27 protein-coding genes are annotated in these 25,735 nt (G+C 48.3%); 7 read left to right on the top strand and 20 right to left on the bottom strand.

Translation table 11 applies throughout. The features are described 5' to 3' along the window. Positions 1–113 precede the first annotated feature (113 nt). Positions 114–356 carry a DUF2627 domain-containing protein gene (locus tag AC2CGA_RS14515; RefSeq protein WP_007408378.1) on the top strand — a complete coding sequence of 81 codons (243 nt, stop codon included), beginning with the start codon at positions 114–116 and terminating at the stop codon, positions 354–356. Positions 357–383: 27 nt separating this feature from the next. On the opposite strand, the gene prpB is transcribed toward AC2CGA_RS14515, so the two are convergent. The 10 genes from prpB to ytaF all read right to left on the bottom strand — a co-directional run bounded on the left by prpB (position 384) and on the right by ytaF (position 9,957). After that, positions 384–1,289: a methylisocitrate lyase gene (prpB, locus tag AC2CGA_RS14510; RefSeq protein ID WP_139885312.1), complete on the bottom strand. Its 906-nt coding sequence runs from the start codon at positions 1,287–1,289 to the stop codon at positions 384–386. A gap of 18 nt (positions 1,290–1,307) precedes the next feature. After that, positions 1,308–2,735, bottom strand: coding sequence for a bifunctional 2-methylcitrate dehydratase/aconitate hydratase (locus AC2CGA_RS14505; RefSeq protein ID WP_278269235.1), 1,428 nt, complete (start codon positions 2,733–2,735; stop codon positions 1,308–1,310). Between the two features lie 25 nt (positions 2,736–2,760). Beyond that, positions 2,761–3,858, bottom strand: a complete 1,098-nt coding sequence (mmgD, locus tag AC2CGA_RS14500; RefSeq protein ID WP_003153198.1) for a citrate synthase — start codon at positions 3,856–3,858, stop codon at positions 2,761–2,763. Between the two features lie 23 nt (positions 3,859–3,881). Then, positions 3,882–5,015, bottom strand: coding sequence for an acyl-CoA dehydrogenase (locus tag AC2CGA_RS14495; RefSeq protein WP_044053450.1), 1,134 nt, complete (start codon positions 5,013–5,015; stop codon positions 3,882–3,884). Between the two features lie 29 nt (positions 5,016–5,044). After that, a complete protein-coding gene (locus AC2CGA_RS14490) occupies positions 5,045–5,896 on the bottom strand; it encodes a 3-hydroxybutyryl-CoA dehydrogenase (protein ID WP_024085587.1) in 852 nt (283 codons plus the stop codon). A gap of 19 nt (positions 5,897–5,915) precedes the next feature. Next, positions 5,916–7,097: an acetyl-CoA C-acetyltransferase gene (locus AC2CGA_RS14485; protein ID WP_058906176.1), complete on the bottom strand. Its 1,182-nt coding sequence runs from the start codon at positions 7,095–7,097 to the stop codon at positions 5,916–5,918. 140 nt (positions 7,098–7,237) lie between these two features. Next, complete coding sequence (locus AC2CGA_RS14480; RefSeq protein WP_003153194.1) at positions 7,238–7,975, bottom strand: glycerophosphodiester phosphodiesterase; 738 nt, start codon at positions 7,973–7,975, stop codon at positions 7,238–7,240. A gap of 87 nt (positions 7,976–8,062) precedes the next feature. After that, the gene (locus AC2CGA_RS14475) at positions 8,063–8,689 is read right to left on the bottom strand and encodes an N-acetylmuramoyl-L-alanine amidase family protein (protein ID WP_015388023.1); all 627 of its coding nucleotides are present in this window, start codon (positions 8,687–8,689) and stop codon (positions 8,063–8,065) included. A 19-nt stretch (positions 8,690–8,708) separates the two neighbouring features. Next, positions 8,709–9,026 (bottom strand): hypothetical protein, encoded by a 318-nt coding sequence (locus AC2CGA_RS14470; protein ID WP_041481880.1) that lies wholly within the window; start codon positions 9,024–9,026, stop codon positions 8,709–8,711. Positions 9,027–9,333: 307 nt separating this feature from the next. After that, positions 9,334–9,957, bottom strand: coding sequence for a sporulation membrane protein YtaF (ytaF, locus tag AC2CGA_RS14465; RefSeq protein WP_046341382.1), 624 nt, complete (start codon positions 9,955–9,957; stop codon positions 9,334–9,336). Positions 9,958–10,103: 146 nt separating this feature from the next. Here ytaF and AC2CGA_RS14460 point away from each other — a divergent pair, with 146 nt between their 5' ends. From AC2CGA_RS14460 to alr, 6 genes are all read left to right on the top strand, one after another. After that, on the top strand, positions 10,104–10,736 hold the full coding sequence (locus tag AC2CGA_RS14460; protein WP_014418348.1) for a helix-turn-helix domain-containing protein: 633 nt from the start codon (positions 10,104–10,106) through the stop codon (positions 10,734–10,736). Between the two features lie 290 nt (positions 10,737–11,026). Continuing rightward, complete coding sequence (locus AC2CGA_RS14455; protein WP_014470646.1) at positions 11,027–11,164, top strand: hypothetical protein; 138 nt, start codon at positions 11,027–11,029, stop codon at positions 11,162–11,164. A gap of 93 nt (positions 11,165–11,257) precedes the next feature. Continuing rightward, positions 11,258–12,376, top strand: coding sequence for an NADH-dependent flavin oxidoreductase (locus AC2CGA_RS14450; protein ID WP_139885314.1), 1,119 nt, complete (start codon positions 11,258–11,260; stop codon positions 12,374–12,376). Between the two features lie 125 nt (positions 12,377–12,501). Then, positions 12,502–12,714 (top strand): spore germination protein, encoded by a 213-nt coding sequence (locus tag AC2CGA_RS14445; RefSeq protein WP_003153183.1) that lies wholly within the window; start codon positions 12,502–12,504, stop codon positions 12,712–12,714. A 125-nt stretch (positions 12,715–12,839) separates the two neighbouring features. Beyond that, positions 12,840–13,052 carry a spore germination protein gene (locus tag AC2CGA_RS14440; protein WP_014305392.1) on the top strand — a complete coding sequence of 71 codons (213 nt, stop codon included), beginning with the start codon at positions 12,840–12,842 and terminating at the stop codon, positions 13,050–13,052. Positions 13,053–13,226: 174 nt separating this feature from the next. Beyond that, positions 13,227–14,408 (top strand): alanine racemase, encoded by a 1,182-nt coding sequence (alr, locus tag AC2CGA_RS14435; protein ID WP_044053454.1) that lies wholly within the window; start codon positions 13,227–13,229, stop codon positions 14,406–14,408. A gap of 145 nt (positions 14,409–14,553) precedes the next feature. Here alr and spo0A read toward each other — a convergent pair whose 3' ends face one another. The 10 genes from spo0A to folD all read right to left on the bottom strand — a co-directional run bounded on the left by spo0A (position 14,554) and on the right by folD (position 25,726). Next, the gene (gene spo0A, locus AC2CGA_RS14430) at positions 14,554–15,354 is read right to left on the bottom strand and encodes a sporulation transcription factor Spo0A (RefSeq protein ID WP_003153177.1); all 801 of its coding nucleotides are present in this window, start codon (positions 15,352–15,354) and stop codon (positions 14,554–14,556) included. Positions 15,355–15,634: 280 nt separating this feature from the next. Continuing rightward, positions 15,635–16,915, bottom strand: coding sequence for a SpoIVB peptidase (gene spoIVB, locus AC2CGA_RS14425; protein WP_007408360.1), 1,281 nt, complete (start codon positions 16,913–16,915; stop codon positions 15,635–15,637). A gap of 163 nt (positions 16,916–17,078) precedes the next feature. Then, the gene (gene recN, locus AC2CGA_RS14420) at positions 17,079–18,809 is read right to left on the bottom strand and encodes a DNA repair protein RecN (protein ID WP_003153174.1); all 1,731 of its coding nucleotides are present in this window, start codon (positions 18,807–18,809) and stop codon (positions 17,079–17,081) included. A gap of 31 nt (positions 18,810–18,840) precedes the next feature. Next, a complete protein-coding gene (ahrC, locus tag AC2CGA_RS14415; protein WP_003153173.1) occupies positions 18,841–19,290 on the bottom strand; it encodes a transcriptional regulator AhrC/ArgR in 450 nt (149 codons plus the stop codon). Positions 19,291–19,386: 96 nt separating this feature from the next. After that, positions 19,387–20,232, bottom strand: a complete 846-nt coding sequence (locus AC2CGA_RS14410; protein WP_015388017.1) for a TlyA family RNA methyltransferase — start codon at positions 20,230–20,232, stop codon at positions 19,387–19,389. After that, positions 20,229–22,130 carry a 1-deoxy-D-xylulose-5-phosphate synthase gene (dxs, locus tag AC2CGA_RS14405; protein WP_063174757.1) on the bottom strand — a complete coding sequence of 634 codons (1,902 nt, stop codon included), beginning with the start codon at positions 22,128–22,130 and terminating at the stop codon, positions 20,229–20,231. The genes AC2CGA_RS14410 and dxs overlap by 4 nt, the downstream gene beginning before the upstream one ends. A 143-nt stretch (positions 22,131–22,273) precedes the next feature. Next, on the bottom strand, positions 22,274–23,164 hold the full coding sequence (locus AC2CGA_RS14400) for a polyprenyl synthetase family protein (protein ID WP_043867281.1): 891 nt from the start codon (positions 23,162–23,164) through the stop codon (positions 22,274–22,276). Beyond that, positions 23,154–23,408: an exodeoxyribonuclease VII small subunit gene (locus AC2CGA_RS14395; RefSeq protein ID WP_007408352.1), complete on the bottom strand. Its 255-nt coding sequence runs from the start codon at positions 23,406–23,408 to the stop codon at positions 23,154–23,156. Before AC2CGA_RS14395 ends, AC2CGA_RS14400 begins: the two co-directional genes overlap by 11 nt. After that, a complete protein-coding gene (xseA, locus tag AC2CGA_RS14390) occupies positions 23,405–24,751 on the bottom strand; it encodes an exodeoxyribonuclease VII large subunit (protein WP_003153166.1) in 1,347 nt (448 codons plus the stop codon). Before xseA ends, AC2CGA_RS14395 begins: the two co-directional genes overlap by 4 nt. Before the next feature lie 123 nt (positions 24,752–24,874). Beyond that, the gene (gene folD, locus AC2CGA_RS14385) at positions 24,875–25,726 is read right to left on the bottom strand and encodes a bifunctional methylenetetrahydrofolate dehydrogenase/methenyltetrahydrofolate cyclohydrolase FolD (protein WP_007408350.1); all 852 of its coding nucleotides are present in this window, start codon (positions 25,724–25,726) and stop codon (positions 24,875–24,877) included. Between the last annotated feature and the right edge of the window lie 9 nt (positions 25,727–25,735).

The raw sequence follows: 25,735 nt of genomic DNA, 5'->3' as shown, positions 1-25,735 counted from the left end.
TTCCCGTTGCAATAATTTGCACAACCCCTATGTTACCACGTTTTGATCTCTTGACAAAATATTTTTTCGATTGGACAATAAAGGAAATCATATCGTAAAGGGGTTTTCTGAATATGAGCCGGCTTGTTGCGCTTTTGATTCTGGTCCTCCCCGGCGCTGTCGCGGCGCTCGGCATTAAACTGATGAGAGATGCATTATTCGGGCATGCGTTTTCCCCGTTTCCGTCCCTTTTTCTTCAGGGGGCGGCCGGATTGGCGTTTTTTTTGTTCGGCCTTTATGTTCTGGCCGGGTTTATTTTGTACAGAGATCGGAAACGCAATCAAGTCAGCCCGCGGTTCAGGAAAAAAAAGCTGTAAAAAAAGCCCTTGCAAAAAAGGGCTTTTTCAGTCGTCCGGCAGTATCGTTTTGGCAATGGAATGATCCAGTTCTTCATAGTCATCGTAAGCGATCGTTTCATATAATTCTTTTCTCGTCTGCATATCCGAAAGCCCCTCTTTTTGAGAGCCTTCTTCTTTCAGAAGGCGGAAAATACGCTCAAAAGCCTTGGCAGCCGTTCTGAGTGACGTGACCGGGTAAATGACCATCTGACAGCCCATATCGGAAAATTCATCAGCACTGTAATACGGCGTTTGTCCGAATTCAGTCATATTTGCGAGAATCGGCACACTGATTTGTTTGGAAAACGCTCTGAATTCACTTTCGGATTGGAGCGCTTCCGGAAAAACAGCGTCAGCACCCGCTTTTATATAAGCGGACGCCCTTTTTAATGCCCCCTCCAGCCCTTCCTGCTGTCTGGCGTCTGTTCTCGCAACAACAAGAAGAGTCGGCGCGGCCCGCTTGACCGCTTGGATTTTTTGCGCCATTTCTTCAATCGGCACGAGCTGCTTCCCATTCAGATGTCCGCATTTTTTCGGCAGGCGCTGATCCTCCATTTGGACGGCGGCCGCGCGCGCTTCATACATTTCTTTCGCCGTCCGGGCGGCATTCAGCACGCCTCCGAAACCCGTGTCAATATCGACAAGGACGGGCAGATCAGACGAGCGGACCAGATCTTTAACCCGTTCAGCCATTTCCGCCGACGTGATGATGCCTAAATCGGGCAGCCCTCTGCTCGCCGTGTAAGCCGCGCCTGATAAATAAAGAGCCGAAAAACCCGTTTTCTTGGCAATAAGAGCGGCCATCGCATCGTGAGCGCCGGGAATCTGCAATAGATCCGGCGCTGCCATCAGCGCACGGAACCGCTCTGCAAGCTCCTCTTGAGACGACTGCTTGCTGACGATCCACGTCATGTTTGTCACCCTCCTATTTTATATGAGAAATAAGTCCATAAATTCACTAACGCTAAGCTTCTGCATTCGGCCGCTATCTTTACAGACCTCTTCGATTTTCCGCTGCTGCTTCAATGAAAAATGAGTGCTGATGTTTGCTGAAAACTTGGCAAGAATCTTCGGAACAGCTTCTTTTCTGCGGAACCGGTGCCCGAGCGGATATTCACATTCAATCCGTCCCGTAGCCGTGCCGTCTGTAAAATGCACCTGTACGGCATTTGAGATGGATCGCTTATTCGGGTCTAAGTAATCTTTTGAGTACGCTTTATGTTCCGTCACCTCCATTTTGCTCCGCAATGTATCAATTCGCGGGTCAGACGCCGTTTCCTCTTCATAATGATCCGCCGTGATATCTCCGAAAAGCAGCCCGATTGCCGTAATATACTGGAGGCAGTGATCCCGGTCAGCCGGATTGTGAAGCGGCCCTTTTTTATCGATAATCCGGATAGCCGACTCATGGGTCATAATCGTGATCCTGTCAATGTCTTCGATGCGGTATTTCACCTCCGGATGAAGCCGGACCGCGCATTCCGCCGCTGTCTGGGCGTGGAATTCAGCCGGGTAGGATACTTTAAACAAAACATTCTCCATCACATAGGACCCAAGCGGGCGGGCAAGCTTCATTTCCTGCCGGTTAAATAATACGTCTTGAAATCCCCACCCAGATGCGGTCAGAGCCATCGGGTACCCCATCTCACCTTTTTGCGCCATAAGGGCCAAATATACGCCTCTGCTCGTCGCGTCGCCGGCCGCCCATGATTTGCGTGATCCGGTGTTCGGCGCATGACGATACGTTCTGAGGCTTGAATTATCAATCCAAGCGTGAGATACGGCGTTATTGATTTCCTCTCTTGAGCCGCCCAGCATTTGTGCGCAAACAGCCGCAGTCGCCACCTTCACAAACAGCACATGGTCAAGCCCGACTCTGTTTAAACTGTTTTCCAAAGCGAGAATTCCTTGAATTTCGTGCGCTTTGATCATTGCGCAAAGCACATCACGCACGGTAAGCGGTTCTTTCCCTTCTGAAATCCGCACTCTGGATATATAATCCGCACAAGCCAATATGCCTCCGAGATTGTCAGACGGATGCCCCCATTCGGCCGCAAGCCACGTATCATTATAATCGAGCCACCTGTTGATACAGCCGATATTAAAGGCAGCCGTGACCGGGTCTAAAACAAAAGGCGTGCCCGGGACTCTGCTGCCGTTGGGCACGGAGGTTCCCGGGACAATCGGGCCGAGCAGCTTTGTACATTCGGGATAGCTGAGCGCCAAAATTCCGCAGCCTATCGTATCAAGAAGCACATGTCCTGCCGTAGTGAAAGCTTCCGAACTGTCAATCTCCTGATGGAGCACGTAGTCAGAAATCTCTTCGATTACGGCGTCCATTCGGCGGGGTTCTGTCATGTTTTCATCTTCCTTTCTCATCTGTTTACAGACGCGCTCCGGTATAGCGGACACGCGGGCGGAAAAGCCGGTTTCGGCTGTGCTGTTCAATGACGTGGGCGCACAGCCCGACCGTCCGTGCGCTGAAGAATATAGGCGTATACAGCGGGATCGGGATGCCGAGCATGTAATAGACCGGCGCTGCGTAGTAATCTAAGTTCGGATAAAGGCCTTTTTTCTCCCGCATGACGGTTTCTCCTGCTTCACACATATGATAAAGACGGAAATCACCTGAAAGATCAGACAGTTTTTTCAACGCTTCTTTCATCATGAGCGCCCTCGGGTCCATTTTTTTCATGTAGACACGGTGGCCGAAGCCCATGATTTTTTCTTTGTTTGCGAGTTTTTGAGTTAATAATTGTGTAAACCCGTCTGTATCCTTCGCTTCCTCAAGCATGTACATAACTGCTTCGTTCGCTCCGCCGTGAAGGTTTCCCTTAAGCGAGGCGACTGCTCCGGTCAGAGCGCCGTAAATATCCGATTGCGTCGAAGCAATGACACGGGCCGTAAACGTTGAGTTCGGCAATTCATGCTCACTGTATAAAAGAAGCGACCGGTCGAATATTTCTTCTTCCAAGGAGGACGGCGTTTTTCCGGTAATCATATATAAAAAGTTTGCGCTGTACGACAAGGTTCCGACAGGCGCTAAAGGCTCCAGTCCGTTGATGACTCGATAGCTGTTGACGGTCAGATTGGGCATTTTGCCTATCAGCCCGCGGACACGGTGCCGATTTACAGAAGAGGTGCGGTTATCAATATCCTTATCAAAGCCTCCAAGCGCGGACAAACCTGTCCTCAGTCCGTCCATCGGGTGAGTACGTTCGGGCAGCAGACGGCATATACGCAAGATTTCCTCGGGAAGGTGTCCGCCGCGCCGAACGTCTTCTTCAAGCGCCTTCTTCTCTTTCGCATCAGGAAGTCTGTCTTCCAATAAGAGATGAACAATGTCCATATAGCCGGCCGTTTTAGAAAGCTCAATCAGATCGTGGCCTTTGATTAAAATACTGCCCTGCTGTGTATCCAGGAAAGAAATCCCCGTTTCCACCGCAATGACGCCATCTAAACCGGGAGAATAAGATTCCATAGTTTCGCTCCTTTGCGCACTTTTTATTGAAGAAGATACTTAGAAATAATCAGCCTTTGAATCTCATTGGTTCCTTCATAGATTTGCGTGACTTTCGCATCCCGAAATAAACGCTCCGCGGGATACTCTTTCATATAGCCGTAGCCGCCGTGAATCTGCACAGCCTCCACCGCCGCTTTCATCGCCGCATCGGACGCGAATTGCTTCGCCATAGATGCTTCTTTTCCGCACGGAAGCCCTCGCTGATACAGATCAGCCGCATGATAGACCAATAATTTGGCAGCTTCCGCATTCGTTGCCATGTCAGATAATTTAAATGAAACGGCCTGATTTGAAGCGATGGGTCTGCCGAACTGGCTGCGGGTTTTGGCGTACTCCGCCGAGCAGCCGAGCGCCGCTTCGATAATCCCGAGCGCCTGAGCCGCTATGCCGATCCGTCCGACGTCAAGGTTTTTCATGGCGATTGAAAAACCCTCGCCCTCTTCGCCGAGCCGGTTTTCAATCGGAATTTCCGCTTGATCAAACTGCAATTCGGCAGTATTGGAACCTAACAATCCGAGCTTTTTTTCTTTTTTTCCGACAGAAAAACCGGGTGTGTTTTTTTCAACAATAAACGCTGAAATTCCCTTTCTCCCTTTACCCGGATCGGTTATGGCAAATGTCAGATACAGATCTGCCGCTCCGCCGTTTGTAATAAAGATTTTTGAACCGTTCAGAATATATGAACCGCCTTTTCGCACGGCTGTTGTTCTCAGGCTTCCCGCATCAGATCCGGAGTGAGGCTCAGTAAGCGCAAAAGCTCCAATATATTCGCCCGCTGCCAGCTTCGGAATATACGTTTGTTTTTGGGCTTCTGTCCCGAAATGCAAAATCGGGATTGTCCCTACCGATGTGTGGACGGACAAAATGACGCCGACGGCCGCGCTGACTTTTGATATTTCATGAATCGCTAAAATGTAAGATGTTGTATCAGCACCCGCCCCGCCGTAAGCTTCCGGGACGGGAATGCCCATCAATCCCGCTTCGCCCATTTTTTTAATCAGCCGCTCCGGAAATTCATCTGTTGATTCCATGAGCTCAACCATCGGCGCGATTTCCTTGCGGGCAAAATCACGCACCATTTTCCTCATCATGATGTGCTCTTCAGTAAAATGCATGGCTGCCGTCTCCCCTCATGATCTTTACGTCATCTGCCGTACTCATAAAAACCGCGCCCGCTTTTTTTGCCGAGCCAGCCGGCGCTGACATATTTTCTGAGCAGAGGGCATGGGCGGTATTTCGGATCTCCGAGCCCCGCGTAGAGAACCTCCATAATGGAAAGGCACGTATCCAGCCCGATGAAGTCAGCTAATGTTAAAGGACCCATCGGATGACGCATGCCGAGCTTCATCACCTCATCAATCGCTTCCTTTGAAGCTGCTCCTTCGTAAAGGCAATAAACGGCTTCGTTAATCATCGGCATTAATATGCGATTAGATATAAAGCCCGGGAAGTCATTGACTTCGACAGGGGTTTTATTCATCCGGACGGCAAGCTTCTTTACTGTTTCCGCCGTTTCTTCCGATGTGGCGAGTCCTCTGATGACTTCGACAAGCTCCATGACCGGAACCGGATTCATAAAATGCATGCCGATTACTTTTTCAGGCCTTTTTGTGGCCGCGGCAAGCTCCGTAATAGGAAGAGAAGACGTATTGCTTGCCAATACGGCATGAGGGGGACAGATTTTATCAAGTGTGTCAAACAATTCCGCTTTTGCTTTTTTGTTTTCGGCAATGGCTTCAATGATAAAATCAGCATCTCCCGCTTCTGTGAGCTCCGCCGGGGAAATACGGCTGAAAACGGCATCTGTCTCCTGCTGTGACTTCCGTCCTTTTGCCTGCTCTTTCTCCAGGTTTGTCTTTATGCGGTGAAGACCTTTTGTTACCGTTTCCGGCTCCCAATCGTATAACTTGACGGCAAACCCGGCTTCTGCAGCCGTCTGAGCGATGCCTGCCCCCATCTGACCGGCACCTGCGACCATGATTGTTTTCATCTTCATCCGGCGCTCCCTCCTTTGATCAGTACACCTCCAGCAGGACGGCATCTCCTTGAGCCGCTCCGCTGCATATAGCCGCTATGCCTAACCCCCCTCCGCGACGCTTTAATTCGTATATTAAACTCATGACGATTCTCGCTCCGCTTGCGCCGATCGGGTGGCCGAACGCGATTGCCCCTCCGTTTACATTCACTTTCTCCCGGCTGAACCCGGCTATTTTTTCACTCACGAGCACGACGGACGCAAATGCTTCATTTACTTCAAACAAATCAATATCGTCAACGGACAGTCCGGTTTTTTTCAAGAGCCGGCTGATGGCCTCTCCCGGCGCGCTTGCCAGCTCGGACGCTTCCAGTCCGACGGACGCAAAGCCAAGTATCGCTGCGAGCGGCCTGACATGCTGCTTTGCTGCTTTTTCCTCTGACATCAGCACAAATGCTCCGGCCCCGTCATTTACACCGGGAGCGTTTCCGGCTGTAACCGTTCCGTCGGCTGTGAAAATCGGCTTGAGCGCTGCGAGCTGCTCAAGGCTTGTATCAGGACGCATCCCCTCATCCGCTTCAACGATATGCTGTTTGCCCTTTTTGCCGGTCCAGGTGACGGGGACAATTTCTTCACGCAATTTGCCCGTCTCAGCCGCCTCAGCCGCGCGTTTCTGACTCAAAAGAGCGTAATGATCCTGTTCATCCCGGGAAATGCCGTACTTTTTGGCTGCAGTGCTTCCGTGGACAGCCATATGCACCTGGTCGAACGCACAGGTCAGCCCGTCATGAACCATTAAATCCTGAAAAACCCCGTCCCCCATCCTCACACCCCAGCGGCCGGCCGGAATGGCGTACGGGATGTTGCTCATGCTTTCCATTCCGCCTGCAATCAGCACGTCCGCGTCTTTCGCCCGGATCATTTGATCACAGATGGTAACGGCTCTGAGCCCTGATGCACAGACTTTATTAATGGTTTCAGCCGGAACAGACCACGGAAGCCCGGCATATCTTGCAGCCTGCCGTGCCGGAATCTGCCCGGCACCCGCCTGGACGACCATCCCCATCACCGCTCCTTCCGCTTCGCTTTCACTGATAGCGGCGCGCTTGATTGCTTCTTTTATGGCAATGCCGCCAAGCTCGGATGCCTTTACCTCTTTTAATGCGCCGCCGAATTTTCCGAACGGCGTTCTTGCCGCACTGACGATAACCGTTTTTCCCACAATTTTGCCTCACTTTCAATAAGATAAAAGATAACGCTTACACAAAACGCCCTGTTACAATATATGAACCGGCTGACCGAGTTATGAGTGCACCGCCTTTTTCCCGCCCATAAAAAAAGAAGACTGTCTGACCAGTCTTCTCAGCTGCGGCATTCTTCTTTTATAGAAACAGCCAGCTTTGGATAGTCGGTAAAAATTGCGTCTATCCCCGCTTTCATCAGCCGCTTCATATCCTCAGGACGATTGACGGTGAACGGACGGAGCGCCGCTTGGTGTTTTGCAAGATGTGTGATCACTTCAGCGCTGACCGCCGGCGTGCCGAGCTTCGGATGATAACCCGAAGCGGGAATGGCGGCAAGATACCGTTCAGGCCGGTACAGCACATCCATTGTCAGCACCGCCCGTTCAATTTCAGGCGCCAGGGCGTGGCACACCGCGAGACTCTCATGATTAAATGAAGAAAAAATAACGCGCTTTTCCAGTCCGTAATATCTGACTTTTTTGATCACTTCTTCTTCCATTCCTTCGTAACGGAATACACTGTTTTTCAGCTCAATGTTTATCAGAAAATCAGCACGTTCCGCAAAACGCAGCACATCTGACAAAAGCGGAATTCTGACACCTTTAAAAGAATCTTTCCATTTTCCGGCGGCATCGGCGGTTCTGATTTTGTCATACGCCGTATCTTTCACAAATCCTTTCAAAGATGTCGTGCGGTCGAGGGTTTCATCGTGAATGACCACGATCCGGCCGTCTTTTGTCATCTGTACATCAAGTTCGATTCCGTCAGCCCCGTCCTCAATCGCTTTTTTGAATGCGGGCATCGTATTTTCAGGGCAGTCGCCCGACGCCCCCCGGTGGGCAAAAATATTCGTCATATGTGTCACCTCAGATGTTTGTCATCGGTTTTCTCTATTATAATCGTTATGCACATCAGGAGGGCGCTATTTACACATATTTTATCATTACCGTCCGCTGTAATAGGTTTCGATTCCGTTTACAACGGCGTCCGCGGCGTGCTCTTGTCCGTTATCGCTTTTCAGCTTGTCCGCATCTTGAGGATTTGTGATAAAACCTAATTCAGCCAGCACACTCGGCATCTTTGAATATGTAATAACATAAAAAGGAGCTTCTTTTACGCCTCTGTCCCTCATCCCTAAAGACGTGACAAGCTGCTGCTGAATGTCGGAAGCAAGCCTTTCGCTGTCCGCTCCTTCATATGTCGAATTAAAATACGTTTCCGCGCCCGATGCCGTTGATACGGCTGAATTGGTATGGAGGCTGACGAATAAATCGGATTGGCTGGCGCTCGCTTTCGCCACCCGCTCGTCCAAACGTAAAAAAGTATCATCAGTCCTTGAAGCTACAGGTTTTGCGCCTTCTGTCTCCAATTTGGCGATCACCTTGTTTGACACCGCTAAATTGATGTTTTTCTCAAGCAGTCCATTTCCGCCGGCCCCGCTGTCTTCTCCGCCATGTCCGGCATCTATATAGATGGTTTTCCCTTGCAAAGGTTCGGCTGCATAAGCGGACGGCGCAAGCAGAAGCAGAGCGGCACCGAAGGCAGCAGCGCTTTTTGTCAGTAAACCCACGTTTTTTTCCTCCCCGTTTTCACATATCTGTTTCTTTTTTCAGTTTCTCAAGCCGTAATTGTCCGTTGCTCTCTTTTTTATAGGTGATTTGCACCGCCGTATGTTCAGGCAGCGACTGACATTCAAACCGCTTAGCGAAAGGCACCTTCACCTCTTGCCTTTCTCCGTCAATTTCGACCGCGATCGTATCGTTTCCGGCCGCTTTTATAAATGTTCCTTCCTGTGTAAATGACGGCGCCGCATCAGCCTCCGCGGTATACTCGCAGCCTGATAACAGCCATGCGGTGAAGATCAGAAGTATGGCAGACTTCACACAGATCACCTCACGTTTTCTCATTCGGCTTTATCTTTGAACAGAATGGCCGATTTGTAAAGGGAGCCTCCATTCCTCCAGCGTTTTTCCATATTTGGAATGAAGGCTATCTGACCTGCTGTTTACCTGAACTTAGAAAGAAAACAAGCTGATCAGTCTATGAAAAAGGTTCTGTCTGAAGGCCGAATATGCAGAATTTAACGGAAACGGACGACTTTCTGTTCATTTTGAAAAAATATCAGATCGGCAAAAAAGAGAGCCGCGTCATGCACTCTCCCGAATAGAAACATTCATATTTATTTTGAGCTTTTCATAAAATGAACGGGACAACTTAAAAGAGCAGCGTATTGGCGGCAATGATGAGAATAATCACTCCGCTCAGCACCGTGCTGAACTGTCCGACGTGAAAAGAACCGATGCGCAATGAAGCGGCTTTTTTTCCAAGCGAGCAGCCGATCCATATGGTCAGAAAGCTTCCGACCGCCGCAGTAATAGAAATGGCAGCGGGAGAAAGCCCGATCAACCCCGCGCTTAATCCGTTGGTCAGCGCATTTGCGGATACGGCCACCCCGAGAACCATGGATTCCAATATACCGATTTCTCCCGAACCGTCGGCATCCGCTGCCTCCGGATTTTGCAGCAGACCGGCAAAACGGCCTTTTTTTCCTGACGCGCCAACACGCGCTGTTTTTCTCGGCACAGCCAGCAGAATGATGCGGATACCGATGACAGATAAAATAAACGCCGCCAGCAATACAGGAAGAAAGCCCGGTAAAACGGCTGAAATCCATTTGCCGAAATAAATTCCGATATAACTGAATACAAAACAGATAAAAGCGATCATCATATTTGACGCATGCGCTATTTTGATTTTTCTGATGCCGTATGACATCCCCACTCCTAAATTATCAATGCTTGAGGACACTGCCAAACCTAAAACCAATAACCAAGCCATGTTCGTTTCTCTCCATTCTTTGATGTCTTTTCAACATGTTGTGCCGTTGAATCTACACTATCCTATTCAGCAGCACAGAAAAGGTACCTTTTCTGCAAAAATTATTGATTGACGATCATCATTCCGGCGGAAACGAGGTGACACCCTTGACAGAAAATAAAAATAAGACACTGGGACCCCTTTTAAAATCACTGCTTGATAAGCACTCGCTCTCCATGAGAAAACTCGGCGCCTTAACAAACATTGATACGGCCACTATCTCCCGGATTATCAACGGCAAACAGAAGGCCAATTTAAAGCATCTTCAGGAATTTTCAAAACACCTCCGCACCCCGCTGGAGGAATTGCTTGAGGCGTCAGGCATAGACATCGGCCATGAAAAAGAAGCTGCGCCGCAAGACCCGATGCACGCGATTCAGGATATGCTGAATATGGCCGAGATGTTTGATCAGCCTTTTTCCCGGGAGCAAATTGAGCGCGAACTGACCAGATATGAACAATACGCCAAAACCCAGCAGGGCCATCGCCTGATTTGCGATGAGTTTCAAAAGAAAATGGACAATGAAGAAAGCGTCGGCCCTTTTATTGATCATTTGAAAAACATGCATCATCAGTATATGGATGAATCAACACCGGCTGAAGACCGCGCGATTCTCGGGAGCGCGCTGCTGTATTATATTTTAGCGACCGACGTTATCCCGGATTACATGTTTCCGATCGGCTACCTGGATGACGCCATCGCCGTTCAAATCGCTTTGAACCGGCTGAAAAAAAAGTAAAGGCGCTTAAAAAAGCGCCCTTTTTGTGTTGAAAAATATGAAACACCGCATTACGGTTTTGTCAAAACAGAGACAGCTGTCATATGATACATCAACCTAACAAAAAGGAGGGTGTCTTCTATGGACAGCAACACAGTTGTGGCAGTGTGCGCTCTGTTAAGTGTTGTGATTCAGATCGGAACGATATTCGCCGCAGGAAAGTGGAAAAAAGAATAAACAAATTGACGGTTTTTTCGCACAAGCGTATGCTTATAAATAACCTTGTAAAAGATAAGAAAGAAGATATGCATATGAAAAAAATCATTCTCCTCTTCGCCGCCGCTGTCATATTCAGCTCGATCGGCCATCAAATTTCAGGAGGATATAAAGATCCTGAAAAGGAACGGAGAAAACCGTTTCATTCGTTTAAATGGTTCAGCCGGTCATAACCTCAGGAAGAAGAACAAGCAAAATAATTGCACACAATGAAAACATAAGCTAGAATACGGACGAGTTAAACTCCTAAGGAAGAAGGCGAAATGATGAAGCAAACTTATAAACCGCTGTTTGAACCTTTTACGTTCGAAAGCGGTGTCACTATACCAAACCGTATTTCAGTCGCACCGATGACACACTATTCATCAAATGATGACGGAACGATTTCCGACCGTGAATTAAGCTACATTACTCCCCGTTCAAAAGAAATGAGCATGGTCATTACGGCATGTGCAAACGTAACGCCGGACGGCAAAGCGTTTCCAGGCCAGCCCGGCATCTATGATGATTCTCACATTCCCGGCTTGAAAAAACTCGCTCAGGCGATCCAGTCTCAAGGAGCGAAAGCCGTTGTGCAGATTCACCACGGAGGCTTGGAATGCCCTCCTGAACTCGTGCCAAACAACGACGTCGTCAGTCCGAGCGGCTCAGAAGAAGACGGCAGACAAACGTCCCGTGCTCTCACAGAACAAGAAATTGAGCACATCGTGAAAGCATTCGGCGAAGCGACACGCAGAGCGATTGAAGCCGGCTTTGACGGTGTTGAAATTCACGGGGCAAACGGGTACCTGATTCACCAATTTTATTCACCGAAAACAAACCGGCGCACAGACCGCTGGGGCGGAAGCGATGAAAAGCGCCTTGCGTTCCCGCTTGCAGTCGTTGACGCTGTCAAACAGGCGATTGATACACACGCTGAAAATCCATTCGTTCTCGGCTACCGCCTGTCACCGGAAGAGCCGGAAACACCGGGGCTTACAATGAAAGAAACATTCATGCTCGCCGACGCGCTTGCGGAAGAGAACTTGGATTATCTGCATATTTCACTGATGGATGTCAATTCCAAAGCCCGCCGCGGCGCGGATACTTCACGGACCCGGATGGATTTATTAAACGAACGCGTCGGCCATAAAGTGCCGCTGATGGCCGTCGGTTCCATCTATACCGCGGACGAAGCGCTTGCCGTATTAGAAAGCGGAATTCCGCTGGTGGCTCTGGGACGTGTCATTTTGATTAACCCCGAATGGGCGGTGCTGGTCAAAGAAGGCCGCGAACAGGAAATTGAAAAAGCCATTCAGGCATCTGAAATTGAGAAATACCGACTTCCTGAACCGTTATGGGAAATGATTCAGAATACAGGCGGCTGGGTGCCGTTTGAAAAGTAGACTAAAAAACTGCCGGATGTCCGGCAGTTTTTTTGATTCACAAGTTTTTACCGCTTTGTTTACTCCTATTTCCAACACACAGCGTACATATAGTAAATAGATTAATAGAAAGGAGACCGTATATGATGGCTGGTTTCCCTATTACGATTAACAGTCTTTCCGGAAACGGGGTTGTCAATGTCGGCGGTGCGTTTTCGATAAGTCCTTTAACCGTATCAAAAACCGTCTACGGCTCAGGAGGGGGAAATACAGGTATGGTCCTGCAAATGAATCAATCCAGCACATCTCAATCTTCAAACTCTCAATACTCTGATCAAAATGTAACGAAAACATTATGATATCCGTATTTCCCTCCCTTTCCGGCTGGCAGCAGCCGGATTCTTTTTGCCGTTTTGTTTAATCTTATTCCATATCACAGCGTACATATAGTTAGTAGACTGTGAGAGAAAGGAGAAAAAATAGAATGAGCGGTTGCCCGATTACGATAAACAACGTATCAGGAAACGGAGTTGTCAATGTTGGCGGCGCCATATCCATCAGTCCGCTGACTGCATCAAAAACCGTTTTCGGTGCCGGAGGGGGAAATATCGGCATTGTCATTCAAAACAATGCTGTAAGCCAGTCCAAAATGTTTGAACATCAATTTTCAGATCAGAATATTGTAAAGTCATTGTAAGGGCCGCCATGCTGCCCTTACTGCATAAATAAAGCAGGCGCATGCTTTCCCGAAAACTTGATTTTAAACATCAGCGGTCACCTTCTCATGTTTTGAATGATTTCAGTTAAAGATGAATAGAATGCAGATTGAAAGCATGAGTACTGAATCTCATTAAGGAAAGAAGGAATCGTGATGAAAAAACTTTGCCGGGAAGTTTGGATTGAAGTTGACCTTGATGCGATAAAAAAGAACGTACGGGCGATCCGCCGCCATATTCCGAATACGTCTAAAATTATGGCCGTCGTAAAAGCGAACGCTTATGGCCACGGCTCTGTGGAAGTAGCGCGGCAGGCACTGGAAAGCGGGGCGAGCGAGCTTGCTGTCGCCAGCGTCGAAGAGGGAATTGTGTTACGGAGAGCGGGAATTAAGGCGCCTATTCTTGTGCTCGGCTTCACAGCTCTAAGCTGTGTGAAAAAATCTGCCGTTTGGAACATCACATTATCAGCGTTTCAGGTCAGCTGGATCAAAAAAGCGAATCGGATATTGGAAAAAGAAGCAGAGTCGAAACGGCTGTCCATTCATATCAATGTGGATACCGGAATGGGCCGGCTGGGTGTGCGCACAGAAGAAGATCTTTTAGCAGTGGTGAAAGCGCTCAAGTCGAGTACATACCTGTCATGGGATGGCATCTTTACACATTTTTCAACAGCGGATGAACCGGACACTGAGCTGACGATGCTGCAGCACGAAAAGTTTATCAGCTTTCTCCGCTTTTTAAAAAATCAAGACATTACGCTGCCTACCGTGCATATGTGCAATACAGCCGCCGCTATCGCATTCCCGGAATTCAGCGCCGACATGATCCGTTTAGGTATTGGGTTATATGGTTTATATCCGTCCGCCTCGATAAAGGAACTGAACCTCGTGGATCTCACGCCCGCACTAAGTTTAAAGGCGCGTATCGCTTATGTGAAAGCTATGGTGACAGATCCCCGGACCGTCAGTTACGGCGCCACATTTATCGCCGAACCGGGTGAAATCATCGCGACGATTCCGATCGGCTATGCTGACGGTTACTCCCGCGCCCTGTCCAACCGCGGGTTTATTCTGCACCGCGGCAGACGGGTGCCGGTGGCGGGGAGAGTGACAATGGATATGATAATGGTCAGTTTAGGTGAGAATGAGGGCAAACAAGGAGAAGAAGTCGTCATCTACGGCAAACAACAAGGAGCCGAGATTTCCGTTGATGAAATTGCCGAAATGCTCGGTACGATCAGCTACGAAGTCCTGTCTGTGTTAAGCCGCCGCATCCCCCGCTTTTATTTCAGAGACGGCAAAATCATTAAAATATCAGCTCCGGTATTATACGTATAGACGGCAGTTCCCGTATTTATGTATAGAACAAGTACCGGCGTGAGTGGTTCCCATTGTTTTCGTCAGCAAAATCTCAAAACGCCTTCTCTTCCGCGTTCATGCACGGAATAGAAGGCGCAAAAAGACATTTAGCCAAAGGCTTGCGTTACGAAGCTTTATGCTCCAATCTCAGCTTGTCAGCAACCATCGCGATGAATTCCGAGTTGGTTGGTTTTGCTTTTGTCATGCTTACCGTATATCCGAACAGTGAAGAAATGGAATCAATATTTCCCCTGCTCCATGCGACTTCAATGGCGTGGCGGATGGCCCGTTCTACACGGCTTGCGGTCGTGTTGAATTTTTTGGCGATGTCGGGATAAAGGACTTTTGTGATGCTGCCGAGGAGTTCAATATCGTTATACACCATGGAAATGGCTTCACGCAAATAAAGATAGCCTTTGATATGGGCAGGCACACCGATCTCATGGATAATGCTTGTAATGCTGGCATCGAGATTTTTCCGCTTCGGCTCCGGCTGGCTGCGGATAATGCTGCTTTGCGCAGACGGCGCACGGTGTGTGACACTGCTGACATTTCCGCTTACCTGGCGGATATGGCCGACAAGGTTTTCCATATCAAACGGCTTCAGGATGAAATAGGATGCGCCTAAATCGACGGCTTTTTTCGTAACGTCTTCCTGACCGAATGCCGTCAGCATGATGACGTTCGGCTGCTTCTCGAGCTCTGATTCACGCAGACGCTCCAAAACCGCAAGTCCGTCCAGATGCGGCATGATAATGTCTAACACGAGCACATCGGGATTCTTATCTTTAAACAAAGAAAGACATTCCTGTCCGTTATAAGCAACGCCGATCACTTCCATATCATCCTGTCCCTCTATATATTCACTCAACAGGCTTACAAGCTCTCGATTATCATCAGCAACACAAACTTTAATTTTCTCCACGTTTCTTCCTCCCCCAATGTATTAACAGGACGCAACCCATTTGACTGCTATATGTTACATTCGACAAAACCACTACTTCCCCTTTTAAAAAATCCATATTTACCAATAATAGTGGTATATCTTTGTTTTTCTAGCATTTTCTAGGTTTTTCGACTAAAAATTAAGTTTGACAAATCAGGAAACGTGAATTTGTCGAAAAATCTTCATGTCTTATTTTACATGAATCCCGGAAAGAAGTGAAGAACGCATCACATAAAAAAACTGCCGGATCATCCGGCAGTCAGCTTGCTTTGTCTTTCCCGTAAACATCAACACCCGCTTCAGACAGCATCCATTCGATATGAACGCCATAGCCGCTTGTCGGATCATTGACAAATACGTGGGTTACGGCTCCGACGACCTTTCCGTTCTGGATGATCGGGCTCCCGCTCATCCCCTGAACGATTCCGCCGGTTCTTTTCAGCAGTTTCGGATCTGTCACTTTCAATACCATTCCCTTTGTCGCCGGAAATTTTTGCGGCGTGGTGCTGACGATTTCAATATCAAATTTCTCTACTTTATCGTTTTCGATAACCGTCAGCATTTGCGCAGGTCCTTTTTTTACTTCATTTGACAAAGCAATCGGAAGCGCTTTGTCGGAAATGTTGTTTTTAATCGGCTGATGCAGTGTCCCAAAAATGCCGAACGGGCTGTTGCGGTTAATATCGCCGATCGTTTTCCGTTCTGACGAAAACCTTGCCAGTTTTTCGCCTGGATTGCCGCCTTTTCCTTTTTCAATCGATGTTACAGTAGAACGGACGATTTCTCCGTCTTCTACAACAATCGGTTTTTTTGTATCCATATCAGAGATGACGTGGCCCAATGCGCCGTATTTTTTTGTTTTCGGTTCAAAAAATGTCATGGTGCCGATGCCGGCTGCCGAATCACGGATATAAAGGCCGATTCGATATTTCCCCTCGGCTTCGTCCTTTGTCGGAATCAGCTTTGTTTTGATTTTTTGCTTATCGCGTTTCACCAATAAATCCAGAGATTCACCGGTTTTGCCCGCTTTTTGAATAAACGGGGCGATGTCGCTCATTTTTTCAATTTTATGTCCGTTCATTTTAATAATGATGTCGCCAGATTCAATACCCGCTTGTTCTCCCGGAGACTTTTTCCCATCCTTTGTCATCACCTGGTGAAAACCGACGACCAAAACACCGACTGAATGCAGTTTTACACCGATGGACTGTCCGCCCGGAATGACCTTCAATTCAGGAAGGACACGCACTTTCGTTTTTTTAATGGGAAATCCGGCAAGATCATATACTACTTCTGACCTGCCTTGTGTTTGCCCTGTTATGTTTGCATGACCGTGCTCTTCTTTCAGCGTAAAGGCTTCTGATAATTCGCCCTTTTCAGCGCTTATTGATGCATTGACCGGAACGGCCTGTGTCTGGTTTTCAAAGACGCTCATTTCTGACGGTATCAGTAAATATTCTTTAAACGGCTTAAAAAAGCCTACACTTAGTAAAGAAACAAGGAGAATTACACCTATTGCTTTCCTCATGTTATCGTGCATTCATTCCTTCACTCTCCTCGCTCCTATCCCACACCACTTTCTTTTTCTGCTACATCTATACTTTTGCCTTCCTGCGCTTGATTTATAACCGGCATACGAAGAAAAACATTGGATACACTGTTAGAGAAATGGAACAAAAAAATAAGCTGCCTGTATCAGCAGCTTATCCTGTCGTTTTTACCTGTCCGGCCTGTTTTAAAAGCTCTTGTGCATGCCGTTTTGTCAGATCGGTCACTTCAACACCCGCAATCATGCGGCCGATTTCCGCTACCTTATCCTGCTTGGAAAGCGGCGTGACATGCGTTGTCGTCCGTCCGTCTTTGAATTCTTTTGCGATCAGAAGGTGCGTATCCGCCATAGCGGCAACCTGCGGCAGGTGTGTAATGCAGAGCACCTGTGAACCGGTCGATACTTTATGGATTTTTTCCGCGATGGCTTGGGCAACCCGCCCGCTTACACCGGTGTCCACTTCGTCAAAGATGATGGAGGTGACATCCTGCTGGGAAGAAAAAATACTCTTCATCGCCAGCATCACCCTTGAAAGCTCGCCTCCGGAAGCGACCTTTGACAGCGGTTTTAAAGGCTCACCGGTGTTTGTTGAAATTAAAAACTTCACAAGGTCAATCCCCTTTTGGGTAAGCTGCACGGGCTGCCCGTTAACAACCGGTGCTTCACTGGCTGACGGATCGGTTTTCACGAGAAATTCCGTATCAAACGTTGATTTGCCCATATACAGACTTTGTAATTCCTGATGAATCGCTTCCGCCAGTTTCTTGGCCCATGCTTTTCTGATTTTTGATAAATTGGCGGCTTCTACGGCCACATCTTTGCCGACCGACTCCAATTCCTTCTTCAGGGCTTCAAGGTGGCTGTCGCGGTTCTCGATTTGATCGATTTCCTCTTCTATTTTGGAACCGTATTCCAAAATGTCTTCTACCGTCGCTCCGTATTTGCGCTTCAGCTGTTTGATCTCATTTAAACGGGTTTCAATAAAATTCAGCCGTTCCGGGTCATATTCCAGATCATCTAACAGATTGCGCATTTGAAAGGTTGCATCCTCCAGCAGATAATAGGAACTTGACACACTTTCAGACAGCTTTTGCAGCGGTTCATTGATATCCGAAATATCTTCAAGCTGGGCAGAGGCCATTCCGACCCAGTCAAGCCCCCCCTGCTCGCTGCGGAGCGCATTATAGGCGTTTTGCAATGATTCATAAATTTTTTCAAAGTTGGATATCTGCTTCCGCTCTTCCTGAAGAAGTTCGTCTTCATTCAATTCAAGCTTCGCCGACTCGATTTCTTCAAGCTGAAATTGAATCAGGTCTAACCGATGCGCCATTTCCTGCTCGCTTTCTGACAGCTTCTTCACTTTTTTGAGCAGCTTCATATAACGCTCATAGCCTTCATGGTAAGCCTGAAGCGCGGATTCGGCCTCAGCGCCCGCAAATTTATCCAAAAGCTCCAAGTGTTTGTCGTCCTCCATTAACAGCTGGTTATCATGCTGTCCGTGAATATCTAATAAAAGTCTGCCGATTTCCCTTAAAGCCGCAATCGTCACTAATTTTCCGTTGACACGGCAGACGCTTTTTCCTCCGGCATTGATGTCCCTTCTCATGACAATCATGTCGTCAGATGCGTCTATTCCCTGCTCACGGCATACTTCAAAAACGGGATGACCGCTGTCCAATAGAAACAGTCCTTCAAGCTCGGCCTTTGTTTCACCGTAACGGACAAATTCGGACGAGCCGCGTCCGCCGACTAATAGGGAAACGGCGTCTATAATAATTGACTTGCCGGCCCCTGTTTCTCCCGTCAGGACGGTGAGCCCCCGTTCAAACGAAATCGTCAGTTCCTCTATAATGGCAAAGTTTTTTATTGATAGTTCAGCTAACAAACAGCATTCCACCTTTTATCTGATAATTACGCTACAGCAGCTCCAAAAGACGGCTTTGTACGCCTTCCGTATCTTCAGGCGTCCTGCAGATGATTAAGATCGTGTCATCTCCGCAGATCGTGCCCATGATTTCTTCCCATTCGAGATTATCCATCAGAGCGCCGATTGCCTGAGCATTCCCCGGCATCGTTTTTAATACGATCATATGGCTTGCTGAGTCAATTTTTACGAACGCATCCATTAATGAACGCTTCAATTTTGACAGCGGATTGAACCGCTGATCCGCCGGCAGGCTGTATTTGTAGGAGCCGTTGTTCGTCGGCACCTTTACGAGATGCAGCTCTTTAATGTCTCTGGAGACAGTCGCCTGGGTTACCTTATATCCTTCTTCTCTCAGCATGTCAACTAAGTCATCCTGCGTTTCAATCTCATGGCTTGTAATAAGCTCTCTGATTTTTATATGCCTTTGGCCTTTTGTCATGTAAGCACCTCTGTTTTCAAGCTGTTCTTGTCATTATGTTAACCGCTTCTTGATAAAAAGTACATGATGGCAGAAAAAAGGAATAATAGCCCCCTATTATTCCGGTACATCTGTCTTTTTGGCTTTTAATGTCTCATGTGCTTCGCGGACGATACGGAGAATATCTTCTTCCGGCAGTTCAGCGCCGTTTCCGTCTTCTCCGCCCCATTCCAGATGAAGCAGAAACTCAATATTGCCGTCTCCCCCTGTAATCGGTGAGAAGGACAGTCCTTTCACTGTATATCCTTCAGAAGCTGCAAATTGATTCATGCGGCGGAGAACGTCAGCATGAACGCCGGGATCTCTGACAATGCCTTTTTTTCCGACGGATTCCCGTCCGGCTTCAAATTGCGGCTTCACCAGTGCGATACAATCGCTCCCCGGTACAAGCAGCGTTTTTAAAACCGGCAGAATGAGGCGGAGTGAGATGAAAGAAACATCGATTGTCGCAAATTCCGGCAAACCCTCTGTGAAATCGGAAGGCTCGGAATAGCGGAAATTCGTCCGTTCCATGACGACGACCCTCTCGTCCTGTCTGAGCTTCCAAGCAAGCTGATTATAGCCGACATCCACTGCGTAGGACCGCTCAGCTCCGTTTTGGAGGGCGCAATCCGTGAATCCCCCTGTAGACGAGCCGATGTCAATCATCGTTTTGCCTTTTACCGAGACAGGAAACACTTCCAAGGCTTTTTCAAGTTTTAATCCGCCTCTGCTGACGTATTTAAGAGGGTTTCCTTTTACCGTTAACGGAAGATCCCGGGCGATTTTTTCACCCGGTTTGTCCAATCGGTTTTCATTTGAGTATACGATGCCCGCCATAATGGCGCGTTTCGCTTTTTCCCGCGTTTCCGCAAGGCCTTTTTCTACAAGAAGTACATCTAATCGTTCTTTTTTTGCTGTCATGATCCAATTCCTTTATGTGTCTTCGGCGGCATCAGCAGTTTTATCCGGTTCATAACCTCAGCCTTCGTGAGACCGATTTCTTCAAGCAGGGCGGTTACGCTGCCGTGTTCAATAAACCGGTCTGGGATGCCCATTCTGTCAATCGGTGTATGATACATGCCGAGGTCATGAGCGTATTCAAGAATCGTGCTGCCGAATCCGCCTTCAAGCACGGCTTCTTCTATCGTTAAAATCGGCAGACCTTCATTAAGAACGGCCTTCATCATTTGTTTATCAATCGGCTTTATGAACCTCGCATTCACGACACGCACGGACAGGCCTTCTTTTTGCAGTTCTTCAGCCGCTTCCAGCGCCATTTCAATGGTCGTACCGAATGTTAAAATGACCGCGTCTTTTCCGGGACGGAGCACTTCCCATGTTCCGATCGGAATGGTTTGCAGCTCTTTATCCATCTTAACGCCGAGCCCGTTTCCGCGCGGGAAGCGCATCGCAATCGGACCGTCCTCATAATTAAGGGCTGTATTGACCATATGGCGGCCTTCATTTTCATCCTTCGGCATCATTAAAACGAGGTTCGGTATATGCCGCAAAAAGGCGATGTCAAAGACGCCTTGATGCGTCTCCCCGTCAGCGCCGACCAAACCGGCGCGGTCAATGCCGATAAATACATTCGCGTTTTGACGGCAGATATCATGGACGACCTGATCGTACGCCCGCTGCAAAAAGGTCGAATAAATCGCAAGAAACGGCTTCATACCCTGAAGCGCCATTCCCGCGGCCATTGTCGCCGCATGCTGTTCTGCGATTCCGACGTCAAACATGCGCTCAGGAAATTCTTTCGCAAATCCTTCAAGCTTAGAGCCGACCGGCATAGCCGGTGTAATCGCGACAATTCTGTCATCCTCGCGCGCCAGCTCCTGCACGGTGCCGCTGACAAGTCCGCTCCATGAAGGCGCCGCGGCTTTCGGCTTGACGAAATCACCCGTATTGATTTTATAAGGACCCGTTCCGTGCCATGTGCCGATTGTGTCGGTCTCAGCCGGTTTATAGCCTTTGCCCTTTTTCGTAATGACATGCAAAAGGACAGGACCTTTCGTTTTTTTGGCGTATTGCAGGTTTTCAAACAGTTCATGGTAGGAATGACCGTCAACAGGGCCTAGATACGTAAAGCCCAGCTCTTCAAAAAACATGCCTGACACAAGCATATATTTTAAGCTGTCTTTTATCCGTTCCGCTGTGGCGGCCAATTTTCCGCCGACGGCCGGGATGCGCTTAAATAAATATTCAAGCTCGTCTTTTACCCATTGATATTTGCCGGCCGTGCGAAGCCGTCCCAGCATAGAATGAATTGCCCCGACATTCGGCGCAATGCTCATCTCATTATCATTCAGGATGACGATCATATCTTTTTTCTCATCACCGATATGGTTCAGCGCTTCGAGCGCCATTCCTCCGGTTAAAGCGCCGTCTCCGATAATCGGGATGATATATTCTTTCGATCCTTTAATATCACGGGCGGCTGCCATTCCCATCGCGCCTGAGAGCGATGTTGAGCTGTGGCCTGTTTCCCATACGTCATGTTCGCTTTCGCTGCGCTTCGGGAAACCGCAAAGCCCTTTATATTGGCGCAAGGTTTCAAACTCCTTGCCGCGCCCGGTTAACAGTTTATGAACATAGGACTGATGTCCGACATCCCATAAAAATTTATCTTTCGGACTGTCAAATTCTTTGTGAAGCGCAATTGTCAGCTCGACAACCCCGAGGTTCGGCCCGATATGGCCGCCAGAGGCAGACAGCGATGTGATGAGGAAATTGCGGATTTCCTCACTCAGCTCTTCCAGCTGTTCAATTGACATCTTTTTAAGAAATGACGGGTCCTGTATTGATAAAAGATCCAAAGCGGATCAACTCACTTTCAGCATGAATTTCTGCAAATTAAACAGTGTCTTTTTGAAAAAAGAAAAAGACTCCCTTTGTATTTTCATCGAAACTGCTTACATTTTACCATAGGAGCGGCAGCCCCTTCAAATCAGGACCGTTTTTAATGATCTCTCGCCGCGATTAAATCACAGAGGTCATGCAGCAGTTCTTTCTGAAGAGAAAGGCCGCTGATGATCCGTTTCGCCTCGCTGATATGATACGCCAGCTTCTCTTTCGCGCCTTCAAGCGTTAAAAGCGACGGATACGTTGACTTTTCATTCGACGTGTCTGAGCCGACCGGTTTGCCGATCTTCTCCTCATGCCCTTCAATATCAAGGATGTCATCTCTGATTTGAAATCCGATGCCGATATGGCTGCTGAACAGACGCAGCTTTTCGACTTCATCCTCCGGCGCATCTGCCAAAATGGCGCCCGCCGTCACAGAAAAACCGAGGAGCTTGGCCGTTTTCCGCTCGTGGATGGATTCCAGCTCCTCAAGCGTTATCCGCTTTTGTTCCGCTTCCATGTCGGCAGCCTGCCCGCCGACCATTCCTTCCGTTCCTGCCGCGCTGATCAGCTCATCGACGAGACGGAGCCGTTTTTCTGCTGAAACCGCCTCAGACACGTGGGATGTGATCAATTTAAAGCTTTCTGTCAGAAGCCCGTCTCCGGCCAATACGGCTGCCGCTTCTCCGAAGACTTTATGGTTTGTGGGCTTTCCCCGGCGCAGATCATCATCGTCCATGCAAGGAAGATCATCATGGATTAAGGAATACGTATGAATCATTTCGACAGCGCATCCGACCGGAATCCCGTCTTTTTCATCTTTTCCGTAAGCATTCAGAACGGCTAAGACGACGAGGGGGCGCAGCCTCTTTCCGCCCGCTTCCAAAGAATACAGCATAGATTTTTTGAGGATTTCAGGCATCGCAAGCCGTTCCGTATACAAAGAAAGCTGCTGTTCAATCAGTTGTTTGCGCGATGCTAAAAATGCGTCCAGTTTATTTGTCACCTTCGTCTTCCTCCTGAACGCTGAAAGGTGCAAGTTCGCCGTTATCTTTTAAAATAAAGTCCATTTGCTTTTCGACATGCTGAAGCTTTTCATGGCACATTTTTGAAAGGGCCATCCCTTCCTGAAAATAATTAATCGCCTGCTCAAGCGGCACGTCTCCTTCTTCAAGTTTTGCCACAATGCCTTCAAGGCCTTTCATCGCCTCTTCAAATGTCAGCTCTTCACTTTTTTTGGTTTCTGTCATTTTCGTTCGCCTCTCTTTTGCAATACTTCACACGTCAGAACGCCGTCTGTCATCTTTACTTCAAGCGTATCATTTTGTTCGACTTGATCAACGCTTTTGATCAGCTCTTTATCTTTATAGGCCAGACTGTATCCTCTCTCCATCACCTGAAGGGGACTTAATGCATTCAGTTTACCAAGAACCGTCTGAAACTGCGAATGAAGCTGCTTCAGCTGGACATTCATGCTTCGGGCGAGCTGATTTGAGCGCTCCTCGTACCGTTTTTTCGCCTGTTTCAGCTGGGTTTCAGGGTGGAGCGCCGTTAATCTGTACGTATTCCGCTCCAGCTGCCTTTGTTTCCTGTCCGTAAGCCCTGTGAGCTGTGATTGGAACTGCTGATACAAAAGATCAAACTGCTGTTCCTTTTGGGTATACAATCGTTTCGGAAAACGGAACGCGTAGGATGACTGAAGCGATTGAACCCGTTCTTTTTTCTTGCTGATATGCTGCTGCATCGCTCTTGTCAGGCGGACTTCCGCCGTTTTTGTCCGTTCCATTAAGTCCGTCGTGTGGGGGACGGCGATTTCTGCCGCTCCTGTCGGCGTTGCCGCCCGGATATCCGCGACGAAATCACTGATTGTAAAATCCGTTTCATGTCCGACGGCTGATATAATCGGAATGGCGGAAGCAAAAATCGCCCGGGCTACGATTTCTTCGTTAAATGCCCACAATTCTTCGATCGAGCCCCCTCCCCTTCCGACGATCAGGACGTCACACATTTTTTGTGCATTGGCTTCTTCAATGCGCTTCACAATCGATCTGCTGGCATTTTCACCTTGAACGAGCGCGGGAAGCACAATGACTTTCACAAGGGGGTATCTTCTTTTGAGTGTGGTAATGACGTCTCTGACGGCTGCTCCCGTCGGTGACGTGACGACCCCGATCGTAGCCGGAAAAGCGGGGATGGCCTGCTTATGCCGGTCATCAAACAACCCTTCGCCGGCAAGTTTTTTCTTTAATTCTTCATATGCTAAGTAGAGCGCCCCCACACCGTCCGGCTGCATTTCTTTCGCGTACAGCTGATAGCTTCCGCTCGGTTCATAGACGGAAATGCCGCCTCTTACGATGACCTTCATTCCGTCCTCGGGCTTAAACGCAAGCCTCGAACTTTGTCTTTGAAACATGACGGCCTGCATGCGGGCATGCTCATCTTTTAATGTAAAATAGATGTGGCCTCTCGTATGAATTTTAACATTGGAGAGCTCACCCTTAATCCAAATGTCTTCAAGATGAGGGTCCACATCGAATTTTCGTTTAATGTATTTGGTCAGCGCGGAAACCGTGACATATGCCGCTTCACTCACATCCTGCACTCCTTTCATAAAGGCTTTTTGCCCTAAACTAAGAAAACCCGCTCTGGCTGAAAGGAGCCTTAAGAAGCGGGTATCGTGCTCATTGTCACACTTTTTGTGACTGTCTCCGGTTATCTATGATAACGTACGTCTGGCAGATTTAACAGTATTATGCGCAAGCATTGTGATGGTCATCGGACCTACTCCGCCCGGCACCGGCGTAATGAAAGATGCTTTTTCTTTCGCTTCATCAAACTGAACGTCTCCGCAGAGTTTTCCGCTTTCGAGACGGTTGACGCCGACATCAATGACAATGGCGCCCTCTTTGATTTGATCGGCTTTGATGAAATTCGCTTTACCGACCGCTACCACAAGAATATCTGCTTTTTTCGTATGCTCAGACATATTTTTCGTACGGGAATGGCAATATGTGACGGTCGCGTTTTCGTTCAGCAGCAGCTGGCCGACCGGTTTACCGACAATATTGCTTCGTCCGACTACAACAACTTCTTTGCCGGAAAGATCTACGTTCGTCTTTTTCAATAACTCGACAATTCCGTGCGGCGTGCATGGTAGAAATGTATCTTCGCCAAGCAGCATTTTCCCGACGTTGAGAGGGTGGAAACCGTCAACATCCTTATCGGGAGAGATCCGCTCGATTACGGCTTTTTCAGAAATATGATCCGGAAGCGGCAGCTGGACGAGAATGCCGTGGAATTCCGGATTTTGATTATACTGATCAATCACTGTTAAAAGCTCCGCCTCGGTTAAGCTTGAGTCAAAGCGGTCAAGTTTAAATTTCATTCCCATTGTTTCAGCGGCTTTTTTCTTGCCTGTCACATATGAAACAGAAGCGGGATCGTCTCCGATTAAAATGACCGCCAAACCGGGCACTACGCCTTGTGCTTTCAGCTCTTCTACTTCTTTTGCCAATTGTTCGCGTTTTTCTTTAGCCGTTTCTTTTCCGTCGATGATTGTTGCAGTCATTTTCTTTCC

The sequence above is a fragment of the Bacillus sp. SYZHCR11 genome (genome assembly GCF_057196865.1).
Note: the sequence above shows the minus strand (reverse complement) of the source record. Positions and strands in the feature narration are given on the sequence as shown.

Coding starts and splice junctions, on each gene's coding strand:
- AC2CGA_RS14515 (WP_007408378.1), top strand. CDS start 114: ATGAGCCGGCTTGTTGCGCTTTTGATTCTGGTCCTCCCCGGCGCTGTC.
- prpB (WP_139885312.1), bottom strand. CDS start 1,289: ATGACGTGGATCGTCAGCAAGCAGTCGTCTCAAGAGGAGCTTGCAGAG.
- AC2CGA_RS14505 (WP_278269235.1), bottom strand. CDS start 2,735: ATGACAGAACCCCGCCGAATGGACGCCGTAATCGAAGAGATTTCTGAC.
- mmgD (WP_003153198.1), bottom strand. CDS start 3,858: ATGGAATCTTATTCTCCCGGTTTAGATGGCGTCATTGCGGTGGAAACG.
- AC2CGA_RS14495 (WP_044053450.1), bottom strand. CDS start 5,015: ATGCATTTTACTGAAGAGCACATCATGATGAGGAAAATGGTGCGTGAT.
- AC2CGA_RS14490 (WP_024085587.1), bottom strand. CDS start 5,896: ATGAAGATGAAAACAATCATGGTCGCAGGTGCCGGTCAGATGGGGGCA.
- AC2CGA_RS14480 (WP_003153194.1), bottom strand. CDS start 7,975: ATGACGAATATTTTTGCCCACCGGGGGGCGTCGGGCGACTGCCCTGAA.
- AC2CGA_RS14470 (WP_041481880.1), bottom strand. CDS start 9,026: ATGAGAAAACGTGAGGTGATCTGTGTGAAGTCTGCCATACTTCTGATC.
- ytaF (WP_046341382.1), bottom strand. CDS start 9,957: ATGGCTTGGTTATTGGTTTTAGGTTTGGCAGTGTCCTCAAGCATTGAT.
- AC2CGA_RS14455 (WP_014470646.1), top strand. CDS start 11,027: ATGAAAAAAATCATTCTCCTCTTCGCCGCCGCTGTCATATTCAGCTCG.
- AC2CGA_RS14450 (WP_139885314.1), top strand. CDS start 11,258: ATGAAGCAAACTTATAAACCGCTGTTTGAACCTTTTACGTTCGAAAGC.
- AC2CGA_RS14445 (WP_003153183.1), top strand. CDS start 12,502: ATGGCTGGTTTCCCTATTACGATTAACAGTCTTTCCGGAAACGGGGTT.
- AC2CGA_RS14440 (WP_014305392.1), top strand. CDS start 12,840: ATGAGCGGTTGCCCGATTACGATAAACAACGTATCAGGAAACGGAGTT.
- alr (WP_044053454.1), top strand. CDS start 13,227: ATGAAAAAACTTTGCCGGGAAGTTTGGATTGAAGTTGACCTTGATGCG.
- spoIVB (WP_007408360.1), bottom strand. CDS start 16,915: ATGCACGATAACATGAGGAAAGCAATAGGTGTAATTCTCCTTGTTTCT.
- ahrC (WP_003153173.1), bottom strand. CDS start 19,290: ATGACAAAAGGCCAAAGGCATATAAAAATCAGAGAGCTTATTACAAGC.
- AC2CGA_RS14410 (WP_015388017.1), bottom strand. CDS start 20,232: ATGACAGCAAAAAAAGAACGATTAGATGTACTTCTTGTAGAAAAAGGC.
- AC2CGA_RS14395 (WP_007408352.1), bottom strand. CDS start 23,408: ATGACAGAAACCAAAAAAAGTGAAGAGCTGACATTTGAAGAGGCGATG.
- folD (WP_007408350.1), bottom strand. CDS start 25,726: ATGACTGCAACAATCATCGACGGAAAAGAAACGGCTAAAGAAAAACGC.